Below are 19,663 nucleotides of genomic sequence, written 5' to 3'. Positions count from 1 at the left end.
GACCACACCGTTCTGACAGCTTCTTCATAACTTCACGCCAGCCTGTCGGCATGCCTCGCGTCCGGTGCCAACCGGCCTCCGGACGCCATCGAGGCCGACCTGGAATGGAGTCCTGCCCCATGCCCAACCGCCTGTCCCTGCGCACCGTCGTCCTCGCCGCCGTCGCGGCGGGTGCGGTGCTCGTACCGTCCGCCTCGGCCTTCGCCGACGCCACCCCTTCCCCGTCGGCCCCGTCCGACGAGCGGTCCGCCGCGGCCCGCTCCGACGAGCCCTCCAGCGCTCCCGCCGCGGACACTCCGCCGTCCGTGCTGCCCCGCGGTGGCGTGGCCGCCGGTGACAGCCCCGCCCCGGCCCCCGCTGTGGCCGAGGACGGTTCGGGGAAGACGGCCCCCGCTCCGCGCGGAGGTGTCGACGCGGGCGAGCGCATCGCCGGCACCCCGGGCGACAACACCACCGCGATCGCCGGTTCGGCCACCGCCGCGCTCCTGCTCGCCGGAGCGGGCACCGTCGTGCTGCGCCGCCGCTCGGCCGCCCGGCACAACGGCTGACCCACCGCCCCACGGCCCGAAAGGCCGACCGGCCGCCGAGACGGCCGGGACGCCCGCCGCCGTCGTCCGTACTCCGTGGGGGGGGGGGGGGGGGGGGGGGGGGCCCCGCCCCCCCCCCCCCCCCCCCCCGCCCCCCCCCCCCCCGCCCCCCCCCCCCCCCCCCCCCCCCCCGCGGCGCCCGCCCCCCCCCCGCGCCCCCCCCGGGCGGGGCCCCCCCGGGGGGGGGGCGGGCCCCGGCCCCGCGCCCCCCCGCCCCCCCCCCCCCACTGCCGATCCCCGCCCCGACCTGGAGCCCCCATGCCCCGTACGCCGCTCCCGCTCCGACGCGCCGCGTTTCCCGCGCTCGTCTGTCTCGCCCTCGTCCTCACCGGCTGTTCCTCGGGTGCCGCGGACGGCAGCGGCGCGAGCACCCGCTCCGACACCCGGGAACGGGCCGGGTCGGAGGAATCGGGGTCGAAAAGCACTGTGGGGACCGGAAGGTCCGGAGGGTCTCGTTCCGCGCCGGCCGTCCCCGTCCGCATCGACATCCCCTCGCTCGGGATCGACAGCGAGCTGATGCGCCTCGGCCTCAACCCGGACGGCACCGTCGAGGTCCCGCCCGCCGAGAAGGGCATGACCGCCGGCTGGTACACGGGCGGCGCCGTTCCCGGCGAACCCGGTGCCGCGGTCGTGATCGGGCACAACGACACCCGGTTCGGGAAGGCCGTCTTCCACGACCTGCGGAAGATCGGCAAGGGCGCCGACATCGCGATCCACAACGACCGGGGCGCCGAACTCCACTTCAGGGTCACCGCCACCGAGACCGTCAGCAAGAAGGCGTTCCCGACCGAGAAGGTCTACGGCCCCACCAACGCCCGCACCCTGCGCCTCATCACCTGCGACGGTGCCTTCGACGACCAGGGGCACCCGGTGGACAACCTGATCGTGTACGCGAACCGGAGCTGAGGGAACCCGGACCGCGGCCGGCCGGAGGGGCGGCCCTGACCACAAGGGCGGACGCCGTGGGCGGGCCGTTGCGATGCCGGGGTGCTCTCCGGGGCCGTGCACCACCTGATCCGGGGACGCGCCGACTTCGTTCCGGACGGCCCGGAACACACCGGTCGCATCCTCACGTCAGAAAAACACCCCGCACCGCAGCAGCACGTTCGCGTACGGCCGCGCCTCCCCCGTCCGCACCACCAGCCGGGCGCCCGCCGAGAGCGCCTTGAGCTCGTCGTGGGGTACGTGGACGAGGCCCGGGAGGCGGTCGTCCAGCAGCCTCGCGGTCTCCGGGTTGGCCGCCCGCACCTCGTGCGCCGCGGTCGCGCCCTCCACCACGAGTTCGGCGAGCAGGCCGTCGAGCACCTCGGCGAACGACAGGACGCCGGCCCGGAAGGCCAGGTCGACGACGCGGGGTCCGGCCGGGATGGGCATGCCCACGTCGCAGATCAGCACTCCGTCGCCGTGGCCCAGTTCGGCCAGGGCCCCGGCGAGGTGCCGGTTGAGGATTCCGGCCTTTTTCACGGGGCCGGGACTTCAGCCGCGGTCGGGAAGGACGCCTGCGCGCCTTGCCGGGTGACGGCCGCCGCGCCCACCCGCACGGCGAACGCGGCGGCCTCGGCGAGTCCCTCGCCCAGGCCCAGCCGCCAGGCCAGGGCCGCGGTGAACGCGTCGCCCGCCCCTGTCGTGTCCACGGCCTCGACCGCGATGCTCGGCACGGGCACGACATCGCCCGTGCGGCCGTCCGCGACGAGCGCTCCCGCCGCGCCCAGCGTGATCACGACCGACTTCGGGCCGAGTCCGAGCAGTGCCCGTGCCCACTCCCCCGGTGTGCTGCCCGCGGCCCCGCCCAGGATGTAGCGCGCCTCGTGCTCGTTGACCACCAGCGGGTCGCAGGCGGCCAGCACCCGGTCGGGCAGGGGGGCGGGCGGGGACGGGTTCAGCACCAGCCGGGTGCCGGGCGGCAGCGCGGCAGCCACCTCGGCGACCGTCTCCAGCGGGATCTCCAGCTGTACGGAGACGACCCGGGCGGCGGCGAGCAGGGAACCGGCCGCCCGGACGTCCTCGGGGGCGAGGCGGGCGTTGGCCCCCGGCGACACCACGATGCTGTTGTCACCCGAGGGGTCCACGGTGATCAGCGCGACGCCGGTGGGGGCCCCGCCGACGAGCACGCCGCCGGTGTCGACGCCCGCCGCCCGCTGGGACTCCAGCAACAGGCGACCGTGCGCGTCGTCGCCGACCCGGGCCAGCAGGGCCGTCCGGGCCCCGAGGCGGGCGGCGGCAACCGCCTGGTTCCCGCCCTTGCCGCCCGGGTGGACGGCCAGATCGGAGCCGAGCACCGTCTCGCCCGGGGCGGGGCGGCGTTCGACGCCGACGACCAGGTCCGCGTTGGCGGAGCCCACGACCAACAGGTCGTACCGGTCGTGGTCGCTGTCGTACATGGTTCCTGCTTTCCGTGATCGGACACTGCCCGGTGCGCGCTTCTGCCGCCCGGTCGCGGCCGGGTCCGCCCGAACGCGCCCGGGCGGACCCGGCGCGCTCCGGCGGACCCGGCCGTACTCAGGAGAAGTCGGCGACGTTCTTCCCGGTGACGACCTTGACCGGCACCTTCACCATGTCGCCGATCTTCTCGCCCGCTGCCGCCTTCACCGCGTTCCGCACGGCGATCCGGCCCAGTTCCTTCGGCTGCTGGGCCACCGACGCGTACAACGTTCCGGCGGCGACCGCCTTCAGGCCGTCCGGAGTCCCGTCGAATCCGACGACGGACACCGACTTCCCGGCCTTGCCGCCGAGTGCCTTGACCGCGCCGAGCGCCATCTCGTCGTTCTCCGCGAAGACACCGGTGATGCCGGGGTGGGACTGGAGCAGGTTGGTCATGACGTCCAGGCCCTTCGTCCGGTCGAAGTCCGCCGGCTGCTTGGCCACGACCTTGATGCCCGGGTACGCCTTCAGGCCCTCGGCGAATCCCGCGCCGCGCTCCCGGCTGGCCGAGGTGCCGGCCGTTCCCTGCAGGATGACGATGCTGCCCCGGCCGCCGAGCTTCTCGGCCAGTGCCTCGGCGGCGAGCCGGCCGCCCGCGACGTTGTCGGAGGCCACGAGCGTCGCGGTCCGGGCGCCGTTGACGCCCCGGTCGGCGGCGACCACCGGGATGTCCGCCTTGTCGGCGCCCCGGACGGCGGGGCCCGCGGCGTCCGAGTCCACCGGGTTGACGATGATCGACTTCATGCCCGAGCTCGTGAAGTTCTGGAGCTGGTTGGCCTGCTGCGAGGCGTCGTTCTGCGCGTCGGTGACGGTGAGGTCGACTCCGGCCTTCTTCGCTTCGGCCTGCGCGCCCGCCTTCATCTGCACGAAGAAGGGGTTGTTGAGCGTGGAGAGCGACATGCCGACCTTGGTGCCGCCGCCGGAGGAGCCGGAGTTGAAGTAGGACACCCCGCCCACGACGACGGCCACGCAGAGTGCGGCGATGCCGAACTTGACCGCTCCCCTCCGGCCGGATCCCGGCGAGCCCGGCGCGGCGGACGAACCGCCCGGTGCGGCGGCCCCGGCACCGGCCTTGCGGCGGAGCGTGTCCAGCAGCACCGCGAGGGCGATGACGACACCGATGACGACCTGCTGCCAGAACGCGGAGACGGACAGGAGGTTGAGCCCGTTGCGCAGGACGGCGAGGATCAGTGCGCCGATCAGGGTTCCGGACGCCTTGCCGACACCGCCGGCGAGGCTGGCCCCGCCGATGACCACGGCGGCGATCGCGTCGAGTTCGTACCCCTGCGCGGCCTGCGGCTGCGCCGAGGTCAGCCGGGACGCCAGGACGATGCCCGCGACCGCGGCGAAGAGACCGGACAGGGCGTAGATGGCCAGCTTCTGCCGCTTGACCCGCAGTCCGGAGAGCCGGGCCGCCTCCTCGTTGCCGCCAATCGCGTACATCGAGCGGCCGATGTAGGTGCGGGCCAGGATCAGCGCCGCGATCAGCCCCATCACGACCATCACCAGAACGGGGACGGGCAGCCAGCCGCCGAGCGTGTCGCCGAGCACGGAGACCGGTTCGGGGAAGTCGATCGGCTTGCCCTGCGAGACGACCAGGGACAGGCCGCGCGCGATCGACAGCATCGCCAGGGTCGCGATGAACGGCGGCAGCTTTCCGTACGAGACGAGCGCCCCGTTGACGAAGCCGCACGCCGCCCCGGTGGCGACGGCGAGGACGACCGCCAGCCAGACCGGCAGCCCCGCAGAGGTCGCCGTCCAGGCCAGGACCGTGGCCGAGAGCGCGGCGACCGACCCCACGGACAGGTCGATGCCCGCCGAGACGATGACGAAGGTGACGCCGAACGCGAGGATCGCGGTGACGGCCGCCTGTACCCCGATGTTCAGCAGGTTCTGGGTGGTCAGGAAGTCGCCGGAGAGCAGCGACATCGCCACCAGCAGGACGACCAGGGCGCTCAGCGCGCCGTTGTCGAGCAGGAGCCGGCGGACCGTGTGCCCCGCGGCGCCACCGGCGCCCGTATCGCTCTTGAGCGTGTCAGTGGCCACGGGGGCTCTCCTCTTCGTTCGCAGCCGGTTCCGCTGTCGTGGGTGTCGTGGGGGGTGTGCCGACGGCGAGGGCCATCACGGCGTCCTGGGTCGCCTCGTGCGCGGGGAGCTCCCCCGCGATCCGGCCCTGGGACATGACCAGCACCCGGTCGCTCATGCCGAGGACCTCGGGCAGGTCACTGGAGATCATCAGTACCGCGTGGCCCGATGCCGTCAGTTCGTTGATCAGCTGGTAGATCTCGACCTTGGCTCCGACGTCGATGCCCCGGGTCGGTTCGTCGAGGATCAGCACCCGGGTGTCGGCGAGCAGCCACTTGCCGATCACGACCTTCTGCTGGTTGCCGCCGGAGAGCGTACGGACGTGCTGGCCGAGGCCCGCCATCCGTACGCCGAGCTGTTCGGCGATCCGGGCGGCGGCCGCGCGCTGCCCCTTGAGGTCCACCAGCCCGGAGCGGCTCGCGGAGCGCAGGGTCACCAGGCCGAGGTTCTCCTGCACCGAGGCGTCGAGCACCAGGCCCTGCCCCTTGCGGTCCTCGGGCACGAGGCCGATTCCGGCGTCCATCGCCGCGGGGACGTCGTGCCCGGCCAGCCGCTCGCCGAGCACCTCGACGGTGCCGCGGTCGTAGGGATCGGCACCGAAAACGGCACGGGCGACCTCGGTGCGTCCGGCGCCGACGAGACCGGCCAGGCCGACCACCTCCCCGGCCCGCACGTCGAAGTCGACGTCGTGGAACACGCCGTCGCGGGTCAGGCCGCGCACGGACAGCAGCGGGTCCCCGGCCCCGGGGCGTTCACGGGGATATTGCTGGTCGATGCTGCGTCCCACCATCAGCTGCACGAGCTCCGCCTCGGGCGTCGACGCGGGCACCTGGTCGATGCTCCGCCCGTCGCGCAGCACCGTGACCCGGTCGCCGAGCGCCGCGATCTCCTCCAGGTGGTGGGTGATGAAGACGACGCCGACGCCGTCCGCACGCAGCTGCCGGACGATCCGGAAGAGCTTGTCGACCTCCTCCGAGGTGAGGACCGCGGTCGGCTCGTCCATGATCAGGACGCGTGCGTCCAGGCTGAGCGCCTTGGCGATCTCCACCATCTGCAGCCGGGCGATGCCCAGTTCTCGGATCCTGGCCCTCGGCGACACGTGCAGGCCGACGCGGCGCAGGAGCACCTCGGCGTCCGCCTCCATGCGGCGCCGGTCGATCAGTCCGAAGCGGCGCGGCTGCCGGCCGAGGAAGATGTTCTCGGCGACCGTGAGATCCGGGACCAGGTTGAACTCCTGGTAGATCGTGGCGATTCCGAGCCGTTCGGCATCCTGTGCGCCATTGATCCTGACCTCGCGCCCCCGGACGAAGATCCGGCCGCCGTCCGGGCGGTGGGCGCCGGAGAGCATTTTGATGAGCGTGCTCTTGCCCGCCCCGTTCTCGCCGAGCAGGACGTGCACCTCGCCGCCGCGCAGGTCGAAGTCCACACCGTCCAGGGCGACCACGCCGGGGAATGCCTTGCGCACCCCCTCGATGCGCAGCAACTCGTCCGGATTGCTCACAGGTTGCTCCTCTGGTCCGGGGCGGGTTCGCCGCAGGAACGGCGCACGACGAGACGGGCGGGAAGGGTGACGGACTGCGGGGACCGGCCGTCGACGATGTCGACGAGCGCGCGGACGGCGGCGCGGCCGAGGTCGCCCGTCGGCTGGGCGATCGCCGTGATCGGCGGGTCGGTGTGGACGAACCACGGAATGTCGTCGAACGCGGCGAGCCCGATGTCCTGCGGGACGCGCAGGCCGGCCGCCCTGATGGCGTCCAGCGCGCCGAGCGCCATCAGGTTGTCGGCGGCGAAGACGATCTCGGGCGGCTCGGGAAGTGCCAGGAAGCCCTCGGTGACGCGTCGGCCGCTGTCCGCCTGGAAGTCGCCCTGGCCGATGTAGGCGTCGGGCAGGGTGAGTTCGTACGCGTGCAGCGCCTCGCGGAATGCCTCGACGCGCTCGGCTCCCGTGGTGGTGGCCGCGGGGCCCGCGATGATGGCGAGTCTGCGATGGCCCAACGCGTGCAGATGGGCCACCAGGTCCCGGATCGCGCCCCGGCCGTCGGCGCGCACGACGGGGACGTCGACGGCGGGCATCCACCGGTCCACGAAGACCATCGGGGTACCGCCGCGCGCCACGTCCGCCATCAGCGCGGAGTCGCCGTCCGCGGGAGAGACGAGCAGCCCGTCGATCCTCCGGTCGAGGAGTGTACGGACGTGGTGGTCCTGGATCTCCGGCTGCTCGTCGGCGTTGCCGATGATGACGCTGTAGCCGAGGGCCCGGGCCTCCTCCTCGACGAAGCGGGCCAGTTCGGTGAAGTACGGATTGAGCACATCGCTGATGACCAGGCCGAGCGTGCGCGTCTGGTCGGTGCGCAGCGAGCGGGCGACGGCGTTGGGCCGGTAGCCGAGGGCTTCGACGGCGGCGAGGACCCGGGTCCGCGCATCCGGGCTGACGGAGGGATGACTGTTCAGTACGCGGGAGACCGTGGCGACAGAGACTCCCGCCTGAGCCGCGACGTCCTTGATGCTCGTCATGTCCGGACCACCTCCTTGTGGTTTCCGTGAGCCTCGAAACCAGTGGAACGGAGCCATGGAAACGATTACACGCATGATTGGAAACGATTACACGGTCGAAATCAAGACCCCACCCACTCTCCGAGGCCGGATTGTGACGAGCGCGATGCGGGTCGGGGTGCCCCGGAGCCGGACACCTCACGGACCCATCGGCGCCCCGCACCGCCCTCACCCCGGAAGGTCCTCGCCCGCCCCACCCGGAAACACTGCCCGGCCCACGCCGAAGGCCCCGCCCCGCTCGCCCCCGAGGACGCCATCCGGCCAATTCTTGACGCGCACCTGACATTTATCGGCATTTCTGGGACCGTCCATGACACACGCCCGTCCGTACCCCCGCCGCGCACGCGGACGAGGCACCCGCTCGTCCCCCCACAAGGGCGCGGCACGAAGGAGTGACATGAGGCTCACACCGAAAATCTCATGCGTCGCCGCCCTGGCCGTCGCGGTCGTCGCGGGAGCGTCCACCGCGGCGAGCGCCCTGGGCCCCGCGGCCTCTCAGCAGGTCGACGGCAGCATCTCCGCCGCGGGCAGCACCTGTACCTGGGCCAACGCCACCGCCACCGCGAACCCGCCCACCACCCTGACCATCGACCGCGCCACCATCAACAGCAGCGTGAGCTGCAGCGGCGGCGCGAGCGCCACCCTCAACAACAGCCCGAAACTCACCTTCGACGACGCGGCGGGAATCGCGACGTCGGACCTCATCGACATCACGGTGAAGCAGTCCATCGTCACCTGCAGCTACCGGGCCACGAACGTCGGGTGGACCCGCGACGGCTCCACCCGCGCCTACCAGAACAAGGCGTTCACCGCGTCGAAGAGCTCGGGCAGCTTCCTCTGCCCGGGGTCGATCTCCGCCGCGGCCGGCTCCGCCTCCCTGAACTTCCACTGATCCCCGCGCCTCCACGACGCCGACCGGGCGTCGCCTCCGGCGATTTTCCACCGGAGGCGACGCCCGGCCCGCGATCCCGGCCCCCACCGCTCAAGCGCGGGTCCACCGGCTCCGGCACGAACCGGCCGGCCGGGAGGCCCGAATCCTCAGGCGCGAGTACCGGTCGGGGGGCGTCCCACCGCCAGGGCGGCCAGGGCGGCGGGGGCGTCCTGGGGGCCGCGGATGCCCGGGAAGGCGTTGATGTCGACGACGACGGGCTCGCCCTCGCGGTCCAGCAGGTCGACCCCGTAGACGTCCAGACCGAACGCCTCCCCCGCCCGGAGGGCCGTCCCGGCCCAGGCCCGGGGCAGTTCACCGACCAGCGGCGTGGGCCGGGCGCCGTCCGGCGGGGCCCCCACCGGCGCGGGACGCACCGCCGTGAACACCCTCCCCGCAATCACCCACACCTTGTGGTCCCAGCCGCTGTTCGCGACGAACTCCTGCAGGACGACCGGCTCGTCGGGCCACCGGGCGGCAAGCTCCCGCAGTTCGGCCGGGCCGTCCGCACGGGCCACCAGGTCGGCACGCCGACTGTGCCGGCTCTTGACCATCAGCGGACAGCCGCCCCCGGGCCACTCCGTTCCGGAAAGGACTTCGGACAGCGCGTCCAGGGTCCTGGTACGAGGCATCGGCAGCCCCGCCCCCTCGGCCACCTCGGCGAGCCGGCTCCGGTCCTGGCACAGCTCCGTCGCGGCGGCGGAGTTCACCACCCGGGCACCACGCTCTTCCAGAGAACGGGCCAGGGCCAGCGCCCCGGGGGTGCGGGCCTTGAGGAGATAGGTGTCGGCGAGGTCGTCCGAAGCGGCCCGGTCCGGCGCGGGCCCGTCCCCGGAGTCCGGGTCCAGGAACGTCACCCGGTGCCCCTCCCGGACCAGTACGGAGGCGGTGGCTGCGAGCATCGGGTGATCCGGCTTGTCGGTCAGCAGGCACACCCTCATATCTGGACGGCTCCCGGCACGGCCACCGGCAGGCCCGCCCCGGCAGCCGGAGAGATCTGCGGGCGGGGTCGTACGAGGGAAATCTGCGGCTGGACGGGAACCTGCGGGGCCCGGGCGGGCCTGCCCGTCCTGGCGACGCCGCCGTTCCTGGCCAGGTCGAGGACGGCTCCGGCCACCCGGGTCACCGCGTCGGGCACCCGCCGGAAGCTCGGGAAGTCGTTGATGTCGACGATCACGGGGCCGTCGGGTCCGAGCACCACGTCGATGCCGTACAGGTCGAGCCCGAAGACCTTCCCCACCTCCTCCGCCGCCGCGGCCACCTCGGCGGACAGCGGAACCGGGCCCTCGTCGGCCGGTCCGTCCGGGTGGATCGGGGAACGCCGCAGGGTCGCGTGGAACTCACCCGCGAGGCAGTAGACCTTCAGGTCCGTACCGGGGTTGGGCACATAGGGCTGCGCGATCAGCTGACCCTCGCCCTCCTGCTCCGCCCCGGCCAGTCCCCCGGGGTCCGTCACCAGCCGCACCCCGCGCCCCGAGCTGCCGTCGGCGGGTTTGACCACCAGGGGGAACAGCTCGTCGGGAACGTCCGCGAACATGGCGGCCCGCGGCGCCGAGTAGGTCACCGGAACCGGCAGCCCGTGCTGCCGCGCGATGACCGAGGTGAGGACCTTGTCACGCACCGCGCGGATCGACCGCGCGTCGTTCACCGTGGTCAGCCCCACGGCCGCCGCGGCCTCCAGCAGGGCCAGCCCCGGGCCGCCGGACACGGTCTTGAGCACCCAGGCGTCGTGGGTGCCCGCCCGGACCTCCTCCGAGACCCGCAACAGCGAACCGCCCGGCCGCATCACGTCCACCTGGTGCCCCCACGACGACAATCGCCGGGCCACATCGAGCGGCATGCCGTCATTCCGGTACAGCTCCTCGACGAGGAAGCAGAGCTTCATCCCAACACCCCTCGGCGCCCTCACGGGTGATGAGGACGCGCAACGACGCTCCGCGGTGCTCTGCCGAGCACCACCAAAAGGGCAACGCTACGTCACCCTCACGCCAAAGCCGCGACGGCCGGGGGCTGCTGACGCCACGTCGAACACCGCGCGCACGTCCCGGGAACGCGGGGCCGGTGTCCCGGGAAAAGCAAAAGGACCCCAGTTGAACTGGGGTCCTGCTGGTGTCCGAGGGGGGACTTGAACCCCCACGCCCGATAAAGGGCACTAGCACCTCAAGCTAGCGCGTCTGCCATTCCGCCACCCGGACCAGGTGGTCGGCCCCGGTTTCCCGCGGCGACATGGAAAACAATACCAGGGGTTCAGGGTGGCTCTCACCCGCGTTTCCGGTGGTCAGTGCGGTGCGATGAATGCGGACGGCCTGTTTTCCCGGCGTCCCCCGGTATCGCACACTGTACGTGGCCGAGCCGTCACGAACGGTGCGATTCGCCGTGGCGGCCCGCCACGGTCCGTGCCGTCGCGCATACGGCCGCGGCTCCTCCCCGCCCGGGCGGGAGCGGCGGGGAGGAGTCGTCGGGTGCGCGGGGTCAGCAGCCCTTCCGGCGCAGGGAGTGCAGGTGGGCGGCGGAGCGGCGGGCCGTGGTGAAGGAGTCGACGATCGGCCGGTCGTGCTCCACCTGCCAGTGGTGGTCACGGCGGCCGCCGTGGGTCCTGGTGACGGCGCTCAGGAATCCCTTGTAGTCGATGTCGCCGTCCCCGACGTCCACCATGCGGTAGCCGTCACGGGCCGCGGCGTCGTGCTCGCCGTCCTTGACGTGGAAGAGCGGGTACCGGTCGGGCTGCCGGAGCACGTACTCCAGCGGGTCGAAGGTGTCGGGCGTGCCGTCGGCCCGCTTGCCGAACCGGAACCGGCCGACGTGGGCCCAGTAGATGTCCATCTCCAGGAAGACCAGGTCGGGGTCGGTCTCGGCGAGCAGGACGTCGTAGAGGCGGACGTCCGGGCGGTCGGTGGCGAAGGAGAATTCCTCGGCGTGGTTGTGCTGGTAGAACTTCATGCCGCGCTCCTTGGCCGCGGCGCCGTAGGCGTTGAAGTCGGCGGCGGCGCGCTTCCACGCGTCGACCGTCGAGCCGTAGCGGAACGGGCCGGAGGCGGTGCCGATGTGCTTGAGGCCGAGGGTCTGGGCGTCGTCGAGGACCTTGGTGAGGTTCTGCGCGAAGGTGTAGGCGTTCGCGTTGTTGTCGTCGTAGTAGCCGACGTGGCTGCCTATGCCGCGCAGGCCGTGGTCGCGGGTGAGCCGCCGGAGCTGGGCGGGAGTGATGGCACCGGCCGATCCCTGGGTGTAGCCGGCGTACTCGACCTCGTCGTAGCCGTACGCCTCCAGTTCGGCGAAGACCTTGTCGAAGCCGAGGGCCGCGACCTTGTCGCGCAGGGTGTAGAGCTGGATGCCGAGGCGGCCGGGCGGCAGCAGCGGGTCGCCCTGGGGCCTGCCCCGGAACTTGTCCCGGGGCTCGTCCTGGGCGGAGGCGGTCGGGGCCGCGGCGCCGAGGAGGGCGGCGGCGGTCGCGCCGGCGGCGACGCCGAGCACGGAGCGCCTGCTCAGTCTGTGGGCGAGTTCGGCATCGACGGGGGTTCGGCGGCTCATGGTGGAACTCCTTCTGGGCGTGCGACGTTGTCAGTGCAGTCGGATCGGCCCGGAGGGGGCCGGTGTCGGATCGGATCGGGGGATCGCGCTCAGCGCAGTCCGGCGAGCCCGAGGAGCAGGGACTTCACTTCGGTGGCCTTGACGGGGCCGGTGAACGCGTGGGGGGTGGAGCACAGGATGAGCGGACCTTCTTCGTCGCTCGTGGGCAGGCGGCCGTGGCTGCCGCGAACAGGTGACGGGTCCAGGGGCACGACCGCCATGCGGTAGCGCATGCCGAGCTTCTTGCGGGCGACGGCCAGGGCCGCCTTGACCCGTACGTAGGGGTCCTGGGGGTCCAGGAAGAGTTCGACGGGGTCGTAGCCGGGTTTGCGGTGGATCTCGACGAGCTGCGCGAAGTCGGGGGCGCGGTCGTCGTCGAGCCAGTAGTAGTACGTGAACCAGGCGTCCGGGTCCGCGACGGCGACCAGTTCGCCCGAGCGCGGGTGGTCCAGGCCGTGGGCCTTCTTGCCCTCGTCGTCGAGGAGCCGCTCGATGCCCGGCAGGTCCCGGAGGGCTTCGCGGGCGGCTTCGAGGTCCTCGGGGCGGCGTACGTAGACGTGGGCGATCTGGTGGTCGGCGACGGCGAAGGCGCGGGAGGCCATCGGGTCGAGGTACTCCATGCCGTCCTGGGTGTGGACCTCCAGGAGGCCGGCGCGGCGCAGGGCCCGGTTGATGTCCACGGGCCGGTCGACCCGGGTGATGCCGTATTCGGAGAGGACGACGACGGTGCGGCCCTCGTCGTGCGCGTCGTCGAGGAGGGGGGCCATGGCGCGGTCGAGTTCGGCCGCGGCCCGGTGGGAGCGGGGATCGTCGGGGCCGTACCGCTGGAGGTCGTAGTCGAGGTGCGGGAGGTAGCACAGGGCCAGATCGGGGCGGCGGGTGTCGAGGACGTGGCGGGTGGCGTCGATGATCCACTGCGAGGAGACGAGGTCGGCGCCGGGGCCCCAGAAGTGGAAGAGGGGGAACGTGCCGAATTTCCCGGTGAGTTCGTCGTGCAGGGCCGGCGGACGGGTGTAGCAGTCGGGTTCCTTGCGGCCGTCGGCGTAGTAGACGGGTCGCGGGGTGACGGTGTAGTCGGTGTCGGCGCCCATGGCGTACCACCAGCAGATGTTGGCGACGGTGTAGCCGGGGTGGGCGCGGCGGGCGGCGTCCCAGAGTTTGTCCCCGGCGACCAGTCCGTTGTGCTGGCGCCAGAGCAGTACGTCGCCGAGTTCGCGGAAGTACCAGCCGTTGCCGACGATGCCGTGTTCCGCGGGGGTGGTGCCGGTGAGGAAGGTGGACTGGGCCGCGCAGGTGACGGCGGGGAGGACGGTGCCGAGCGGGGCGCCGGTACCGGACCGGCCCAGGGCCTTGAGGCGGGGCATGTGGTCGAGGAGCCGCGGGGTCAGGCCGACGACGTCGATGACCAGGAGAGGAGTGGGTGCCGGGGAGCCGGGTGAGGGCGAGGTGATGGGCAGGGGGGTGGTGGCCGGTTCGGCCGGGTTCATGGGAGCTCCTTGAGGCCGAGGTCGACCAGGAGGTCGCGGGCGAGGGTGAGCTCGGCGGCGATGCCGTCGGCGAGCTGGGCGCGGGTGCGGGGGCGCTGCGCGGCCGGGAGCGCCTGCCAGGTGTACGTCTCGACCTCCAGGTGTCCGGTGAGCGGCCGGACGCCGCCCACGAGACGGGTCAGTGCGGATCGCAGGACGGGAAGGGTGGAGGTGAGCGGTGGTGCGGGAGGTGTGTGCAGGGGGACGTGGAAGTGGGCGCGCCAGGGCGCGGTGTCCGGCAGGGCCCGGCCGGTGACGGCCTCGCCGAGGTCGTCGGTGCCGCGCAGCCCCTCGGCGGTGACGGTGCGGGTCTGGTGCAGGAAGCGGGGTTCGGCGAAGGCGGCGAGGGCGGTGCGCACCTCGGGCAGGTGGGGGTGTTCGGCGTGCAGGGCTGCGGAGAGCTGGGTCTTGACGATCGGGACGCCCGCGGCGCCGAGTGCGTCGACGGCGGTTTCGGGGTCCTCGAAGGAGGTGGCCAGGTGGCAGGTGTCGAGGCAGACGCCGATGCGGGGGTGTCCGACGGCGGTGAGGGGGGTGAGGGCGTCGGTGGTGGTCTCGACGGTGCAGCCGGGTTCGGGTTCGAGGCCGATGCGGATGGATTTGCCGGTGAGTTCGGCGAGGGCGTCGAGGCGTTCACCCAGTGCGGCGAGGGCGGTGTGTGCGACACCGGCTGCTCCGGGGAGCGTGTCGAAGGGGGTGCGCCAGGCGATCGGGAGGGTGGAGATGGTTCCTTCGGTGACGTCGTCGGGGAGCAGGCCGGTCAGGAGCCGGGCGAGGTCGGTGGTGTGGGCGAGCCGTTCCGGATCCGTCCAGTCCGGCTTGTACACCCGGTATTTGACCTCGTCGGCGCCGAATCCCTGGTACGGAAAGCCGTTGAGGGTGACGACCTCCAGGCCGCGGTGGTCCAGTTCGGCGCGCAGGGCCCGCAGTGCGACCGGGTCGTCGACGAGGGCGCGGGCCGCGTCCCGGGCGAGCCAGAGGCCGATGCCGAGCCGGTCGCGGCCGAGGCGTCTGCGGACCGGTTCGCAGTGGTCGCGCAGTTGGGCGCGGACGCCGTCGAGCGTCTCGGCGGGGTGGACGTTGGTGCAGTACGCGAGGTGGACGGTGGAGCCGTCGGGGTGGCGGAAGCGCATCGCCTCACTCCCCGCCGCGCAGGATCGAGTTGCCCTCGTGGAGGGGCCGCGGCGCGGCGACGTCGAGCTGGAGCCGGCCGCTGCGTCCGTAGAAGGCGACGGGGTTTTGCCAGAGCACCCGGTCGACCTCGTCCTCGCCGAAGCCCGCGGCGAGCATCGCGTCACCCACCCTGCGGGTCTTGAGCGGGTCGCTCCTGCCCCAGTCGGCGGCCGAGTTGACGAGGATCTTCTCGGTTCCGTGGGCCTTGAGGAGCGCGATCATGCGGTCCTCGTCCATCTTGGTGTCGGGGTAGATGGAGAAACCGGCCCAGCAGCCGCTGTCCAGGGCGTCCTTCACGGTCGTCTCGTTGAGGTGGTCGAGCAGGACCAGTTCCGGGGAGAGGTGGGATTCGCGGATGACGTCGAGGGTGCGGTGCAGTCCGGCGAGCTTGTCGCGGTGCGGGGTGTGCACGAGGGCGGGCAGGTCGTGGTCGGCGGCGAGCTGGAGCTGGGCGGCGAGGGCGGTGTCCTCGGCCGGGGTCATGGAGTCGTAGCCGATCTCGCCGACGGCGACGACGGAGTCCTTGACGAGATATCGGGGCAGGGCGTCCAGGACGGGGGTGCAGCGGGGGTCGTTGGCCTCCTTGGGGTTGAGGGCGAGCGTGCAGTGGTGGGCGATGCCGTACTGGGCGGCCCGGAAGGGCTCCCAGCCGAGCAGGGCGTCGAAGTAGTCGAAGAAGCTGGCGGGCGAGGTGCGGGGCTGGCCGAGCCAGAAGGAGGGTTCCACCAGTGCGCGGACGCCCGCTTCGTACATCGCCCGGTAGTCGTCCGTGGTGCGGGAGGTCATGTGGATGTGGGGGTCGAAGATGCGCATCAGGACTCCTCCGTGGGGGCGGTGCCGGGGGCGGTGAGGTCGAGGACGCGGGTGAGACCGTCGGGAACGCCGCGCCCGGCCGCGTTGCGTTCCGCCGCGAAGTCGCCCAGCATGCGGGCCAGTTCGGCGTCTCCGCGCGAGCGTCGTGCCAGCCCGTCCACGGCGTCGACCGGCACCCCGGTGAAGAGGCATTTGAGAACGGCGTGACGCCAGTTGTGCGGGTCGAGATGGGTGGCGGCATACGGCCCGACGGCCGCGGCGATCAGCCGGGTGTCGTTGGTGCGCAGGGCGTCCTCGACGAGCGGAAGGGCGGTGGGGCCGAGGTCCAGTCGGTGCAGGGTGAGCAGGACGGCGCGTCGTTCGGCGGCGGTGCCCTGCTCGTAGAGCCTGGTGACGGCGGGCAGCGCGGCGCGGGCTTCCACGAGCAGCAACGCGCGTACGGAGTCGGCGTGTTCGGGTCCGCACCGGCGGCCGGCCGCGGCGTACCGCAGCTCCCAGGGCGGTACGGCGTACGAGTGGTCCGGCCGGGGGGTTCCGTCGTGCGCGGCGCAGTGTTCGGCCTCGGCGAGCGCCTCGTCGAGCCAGGCGCGGGCGGCTCCGCCCAGTCGTGCGTCGAGTTCCTCGCGGGTGAGCAGCGGGGTGGTGTTCCGGGTCGTCGGCATGGTGTTGCTCCCTTCGGCCGGTTCAGCGGCTCGACGGACCGTGTGTGCGGAGGAATTCGAGGGAGGTGGCGGCGAGTTCGGGTCCGGCGTGGGAGTGCCGGGGCAGTTCGACGACGGTGAGACCGCGGTAACCGGTGTCCGAGAGGCTGTCGAGCGCTTCGAGCACGGGCGGGAAGTCGATCTCGCCCTCGCCGAAGGGGAGGTGTTCATGGACGCCCCGGCGCATGTCCTCGATCTGGACGTGCCGCAGCCAGGGGGCGGCGGCGCGGACGCAGTCGGCGGGCGGGGCGGGTTCCAGGCATTGGCAGTGGCCGATGTCGAGGGTGAGGCCGAGCGGTGGCGGGTCGCCGCTGAGGACGCGCAGGTGGTGGAAGTCGGCGAGGTTCGCGAGGAGGTGTCCGGGCTCGGGTTCGATCGCCAGTGGCACGCCGGTCCGGTCGGCGGCCTCCAGGACCGGGGCGAGGGAGTCGTGGAGCCGCTGCCACGCGGTGTCCGGCGCGGTGTCCGGCGGGGTGACGCCGCTGAAGCAGTGCACGGCGTGGGCGCCGAGGTCGGCGGCGATGTCCACGGCTCGGACCAGCAGCCGGGTGCGGGCGGCGCGGGCCTCCGGGTCCGGGTCGAGGAGGGACGGGCCGTGCTTGCGGCGCGGATCGAGGACGTAGCGGGCCCCGGTCTCGACGGTGACGCCGAGTCCTCGCCGTCGGAGCCCGGCCGCCACGTGCCGGGTGCGGGCGGCGAGGCCCGGGGCGAGGGGGTCGAGGTGCATGTGGTCGAGGGTCAGGCCGACCCCGTCGTAGCCGAGGTCGGCGAGCAGCCCGAGGGCGTCGTCCAGGCGGAGGTCGGTGAGTCCGTTGGTGCCGTAGCCGAGGCGGATCGTCATGTGGGGCTCACCTTCCGGGCGAGGGCGCGGGCGAGGGGCACGAGTCCCATGACGGCGACGGCCGCGCCGACGGCCCCGGAGCGGGCGGCGAGGGCGGCCTGGAGCGGGATCATCGCCCGGATGCCGCCGCCCACGGCGCGTTGGGTGAGCGGGGGCGACGGGTTGAGGGCGGCGTGGACGAGGGGGCCCGCGGCGGTACGGACGTAGGCGGCGCCGAGCACGGCGGGAAGGACCCGGGAGGCGGTGGGGAGACGGCGGGGCGCGGTGGGAGCGGTGGGTGTGACGCGGGGTGCGGCGGGGGCCGGGCGGGATGCGCGGGGACGGGGGCGGACCGTGGTGGTGAGGGGGCGCTGCCCGGATTCGGGTACGGCGGTGACGCCCCGTGTCCGGCACTGTCCGCGTGCGGTCGCGGCGCCCAGTGCGGCGACGGCCGCGAGCGCGGCCAGGGGTGCGGCGGTGGATCCGCCCCGTGCCTCGTGCCGGGAGACGGCGGTCACGGCGTAGGTGTGCGCCCCCAGCACGGCGGCCGCCCCGATCGCACGACGGGCGGTCGCCCCGGGGTCCCGGTGGGGTCCGGGGTCCCGGTGGGGTCCGAAGCGCCGATGAGGTCCGGGGTCCCGGCGTGCCGTTCCTGTCGCGGTGGCTCCGAGCAGCAGGTCCAGGCTCCGGGCCGCCGCCATCGCCGCCGGGCCCGCCGGGGTGTGCTTCAGCCGGAGGTCGTACGCCCAGACGGTCGCCGCCAGTGCGGTGGCGGCCGTGAGCGGCCGGCGGCCCGCGCACCCGGCGAGCCCCAGTCCGGCGGCCGTCAGCGCTCCCGCCGCCGCGAGGGCCGCGCCGGGTGCGATCCGGCCCGACGGGATCGGCCGGTGCGGGCGGTCCACGGCGTCCTCGTCCCGGTCGGCCCAGTCGTTGAGCGCCATGCCCGCCTCGTACAGGCAGAGGGAGGCGCCGACCGCGAGCGCGGTGCCGCGGTCGGGGCGGCCGCCGGTCGTGGCGGCTCCGGCGAGCGCGTCGCCGGGGACGGTGAACAGCGCGGACACCCGCAGGAGTTCCGCCCAGGCGCGGGCCTTCACCGTTCGCCCCGCAGCGTCCCGGCGAAGGCGAGCAGCGCCTCGTACTGTTCGAAGAGGGCGGCCGGGCCGCCGTCCGGGTCCTTGAAGTAGAAGCCGAGCTGGGGCAGCGGCCCGGTCAGGCCGCGTTCGTGGGCGCGGGCCACCAGCCGGGCCAGGTCCAGGACGAGGGGTGCGGCCAGTGCGGAGTCGCAGCCCTGCCAGGTCGTCTGGAGCACCATGCGCGTGCCGAGGAACCCGTCGAACGCGATGTGGTCCCAGGCGGTCTTCCAGTCTCCGAGGGCCGGTACGTCGTCGATGTGGACCCGGCCCTCGGGGGTGGTGCCCAGGGTGTCGGCGAGCACGCGTTCCTTGCCCGCGTTCTTGGCCGCCGCCGCGCCGGGGTCGGCCAGCGCCGCCCCGTCCCCGCCGCCCAGCAGGTTGGTGCCCGACCAGGCCCGGACGGGCAGGGCCCGTTGCGTGAACATCGGGGCGAGCACGGAGCGGAGCAGTGTCTGGCCGGTCTTGCCGTCGCGGCCCGCGTGAGGAAGTCCGCAGGCCGCGACGGCGTCCCGGAGGGCGGGGGCGCGCAGTCCGGTGGAGGGGGTGAAGTTGACGTGGGGGCAGCCGGCCCGGAGCGCGGCGGCGGCGTAGAGCGAGCTGGCGGGGAGCCGCCGTCCCCCGGGGCCGGGGGCGGGCTCCGTGGAGGCGACGTTGATCACGACGGTCCTGGTCAGCCCGTTGCGGTGGCCGAAGTCGGTGAGGTCGGCGGCGAACGCATCGATGAGTTCCTCGTCGTCGCGGGTGTCGTCCGGGAGCGGTCCGCCGGGCCGTATCTCCGCGTCGGCGATGGTGAGTTCGCGGCCGATCGCCGAGGGCAGGCCGTGCGGCAGCACTCCCCCGGCGACCAGGGCCTCGGCGCGTTTGGGGAGCGGGCAGTCGGCCGTGTCGTGTCCGCCGAAGACGAGCGAGGCCAGGGCGGGCAGCCCGCTGTCGGCGAACGGCGGGGTCTCGGTGACCATGCCCGTCGCCGGCCGGAGCCCTGCCGCGAGCGCCGCGCATCCCGCGATGGCGGTGGTGGCGACGGAGCCGCGCGCTCCGATGAACCAGACTCCGGTGCGTGGGGCGGGTGCTGACACGGGCTGCCTCCCTGGCTGGTGGTGCTGGCTGGGCAGAGCGGGTGCCGCCGCGACGGCTCGTGGCGGCACTGCGGCGGCGTTGCACATCGGGAACGGGGCGCGCGCCGTGCGTCGGGGAGCGGGCGGTCGGGTGTTGTGCTTCGGAAAGCGGGCACCGGGGCGGGGGGGGGGGGGGGGGGGGGGGGGGGGGGGGGGCCGCCCGCGGGGGGGGCCCCCGCGCGGCGCGGCGGCGCCGCCGGGGCAGACCCCGCGGCGCAGGAGCAGCAGGACACCCACGGCG

At 73.5% G+C, this 19,663-nt stretch carries 18 protein-coding genes and 1 tRNA gene; 3 read left to right on the top strand and 16 right to left on the bottom strand.

What is annotated here, in order from left to right; translation table 11 throughout:
- Positions 1–119 precede the first annotated feature (119 nt).
- Together ACFYW1_RS23385 and ACFYW1_RS23380 are read left to right on the top strand one after the other, a co-directional pair.
- Positions 120–548 carry a hypothetical protein gene (locus ACFYW1_RS23385; RefSeq protein ID WP_388996369.1) on the top strand — a complete coding sequence of 143 codons (429 nt, stop codon included), beginning with the start codon at positions 120–122 and terminating at the stop codon, positions 546–548.
- A 297-nt stretch (positions 549–845) separates the two neighbouring features.
- Entirely contained in the window at positions 846–1,493 is a 648-nt protein-coding gene (locus ACFYW1_RS23380; protein ID WP_388996366.1) for a class F sortase, read from the top strand.
- A 168-nt stretch (positions 1,494–1,661) separates the two neighbouring features.
- On the opposite strand, the gene rbsD is transcribed toward ACFYW1_RS23380, so the two are convergent.
- From rbsD to ACFYW1_RS23355, 5 genes are all read right to left on the bottom strand, one after another.
- Positions 1,662–2,051, bottom strand: a complete 390-nt coding sequence (rbsD, locus tag ACFYW1_RS23375) for a D-ribose pyranase (RefSeq protein WP_388996363.1) — start codon at positions 2,049–2,051, stop codon at positions 1,662–1,664.
- Entirely contained in the window at positions 2,048–2,968 is a 921-nt protein-coding gene (locus ACFYW1_RS23370) for a ribokinase (protein ID WP_388996360.1), read from the bottom strand. Before ACFYW1_RS23370 ends, rbsD begins: the two co-directional genes overlap by 4 nt.
- A 118-nt stretch (positions 2,969–3,086) precedes the next feature.
- Positions 3,087–5,054 carry a substrate-binding domain-containing protein gene (locus ACFYW1_RS23365; RefSeq protein WP_388996357.1) on the bottom strand — a complete coding sequence of 656 codons (1,968 nt, stop codon included), beginning with the start codon at positions 5,052–5,054 and terminating at the stop codon, positions 3,087–3,089.
- A complete protein-coding gene (locus ACFYW1_RS23360) occupies positions 5,044–6,594 on the bottom strand; it encodes a sugar ABC transporter ATP-binding protein (protein ID WP_388996354.1) in 1,551 nt (516 codons plus the stop codon). The genes ACFYW1_RS23365 and ACFYW1_RS23360 overlap by 11 nt, the downstream gene beginning before the upstream one ends.
- The gene (locus ACFYW1_RS23355) at positions 6,591–7,607 is read right to left on the bottom strand and encodes a LacI family DNA-binding transcriptional regulator (protein WP_388996351.1); all 1,017 of its coding nucleotides are present in this window, start codon (positions 7,605–7,607) and stop codon (positions 6,591–6,593) included. The genes ACFYW1_RS23360 and ACFYW1_RS23355 overlap by 4 nt, the downstream gene beginning before the upstream one ends.
- A 436-nt stretch (positions 7,608–8,043) precedes the next feature.
- Here ACFYW1_RS23355 and ACFYW1_RS23350 point away from each other — a divergent pair, with 436 nt between their 5' ends.
- Positions 8,044–8,538, top strand: a complete 495-nt coding sequence (locus tag ACFYW1_RS23350) for a hypothetical protein (protein WP_388996348.1) — start codon at positions 8,044–8,046, stop codon at positions 8,536–8,538.
- Between the two features lie 146 nt (positions 8,539–8,684).
- On the opposite strand, the gene ACFYW1_RS23345 is transcribed toward ACFYW1_RS23350, so the two are convergent.
- The 11 genes from ACFYW1_RS23345 to ACFYW1_RS23295 all read right to left on the bottom strand — a co-directional run bounded on the left by ACFYW1_RS23345 (position 8,685) and on the right by ACFYW1_RS23295 (position 19,383).
- On the bottom strand, positions 8,685–9,476 hold the full coding sequence (locus ACFYW1_RS23345; protein WP_388996345.1) for a RimK family alpha-L-glutamate ligase: 792 nt from the start codon (positions 9,474–9,476) through the stop codon (positions 8,685–8,687).
- A 35-nt stretch (positions 9,477–9,511) separates the two neighbouring features.
- A complete protein-coding gene (locus ACFYW1_RS23340) occupies positions 9,512–10,459 on the bottom strand; it encodes a RimK family alpha-L-glutamate ligase (RefSeq protein ID WP_388996342.1) in 948 nt (315 codons plus the stop codon).
- A gap of 222 nt (positions 10,460–10,681) precedes the next feature.
- A tRNA-Leu gene (locus tag ACFYW1_RS23335) sits at positions 10,682–10,769 on the bottom strand.
- A 277-nt stretch (positions 10,770–11,046) separates the two neighbouring features.
- The gene (locus tag ACFYW1_RS23330; RefSeq protein ID WP_388996339.1) at positions 11,047–12,102 is read right to left on the bottom strand and encodes a sugar phosphate isomerase/epimerase family protein; all 1,056 of its coding nucleotides are present in this window, start codon (positions 12,100–12,102) and stop codon (positions 11,047–11,049) included.
- 89 nt (positions 12,103–12,191) lie between these two features.
- Entirely contained in the window at positions 12,192–13,628 is a 1,437-nt protein-coding gene (locus ACFYW1_RS23325) for an alkaline phosphatase family protein (protein ID WP_388996336.1), read from the bottom strand.
- Entirely contained in the window at positions 13,625–14,800 is a 1,176-nt protein-coding gene (gene eboE, locus ACFYW1_RS23320; protein ID WP_388996333.1) for a metabolite traffic protein EboE, read from the bottom strand. The genes ACFYW1_RS23325 and eboE overlap by 4 nt, the downstream gene beginning before the upstream one ends.
- A 4-nt stretch (positions 14,801–14,804) precedes the next feature.
- Positions 14,805–15,653 carry a TatD family hydrolase gene (locus tag ACFYW1_RS23315; RefSeq protein ID WP_388996331.1) on the bottom strand — a complete coding sequence of 283 codons (849 nt, stop codon included), beginning with the start codon at positions 15,651–15,653 and terminating at the stop codon, positions 14,805–14,807.
- The gene (locus tag ACFYW1_RS23310) at positions 15,653–16,315 is read right to left on the bottom strand and encodes an EboA domain-containing protein (protein WP_388996328.1); all 663 of its coding nucleotides are present in this window, start codon (positions 16,313–16,315) and stop codon (positions 15,653–15,655) included. The genes ACFYW1_RS23315 and ACFYW1_RS23310 overlap by 1 nt, the downstream gene beginning before the upstream one ends.
- 22 nt (positions 16,316–16,337) lie before the next feature.
- Positions 16,338–17,195: a sugar phosphate isomerase/epimerase family protein gene (locus ACFYW1_RS23305; RefSeq protein ID WP_388996325.1), complete on the bottom strand. Its 858-nt coding sequence runs from the start codon at positions 17,193–17,195 to the stop codon at positions 16,338–16,340.
- On the bottom strand, positions 17,192–18,268 hold the full coding sequence (locus ACFYW1_RS23300) for an SCO3242 family prenyltransferase (protein WP_388996322.1): 1,077 nt from the start codon (positions 18,266–18,268) through the stop codon (positions 17,192–17,194). The genes ACFYW1_RS23305 and ACFYW1_RS23300 overlap by 4 nt, the downstream gene beginning before the upstream one ends.
- Positions 18,265–19,383 (bottom strand): inositol-3-phosphate synthase, encoded by a 1,119-nt coding sequence (locus tag ACFYW1_RS23295; protein WP_388996319.1) that lies wholly within the window; start codon positions 19,381–19,383, stop codon positions 18,265–18,267. Before ACFYW1_RS23295 ends, ACFYW1_RS23300 begins: the two co-directional genes overlap by 4 nt.
- Positions 19,384–19,663 lie beyond the last annotated feature (280 nt).

It is taken from the genome of Streptomyces sp. NPDC002669 (assembly GCF_042889165.1).
Classification (GTDB): domain Bacteria; phylum Actinomycetota; class Actinomycetes; order Streptomycetales; family Streptomycetaceae; genus Streptomyces.
This window is presented reverse-complemented; position numbering and strand designations above follow the sequence as displayed.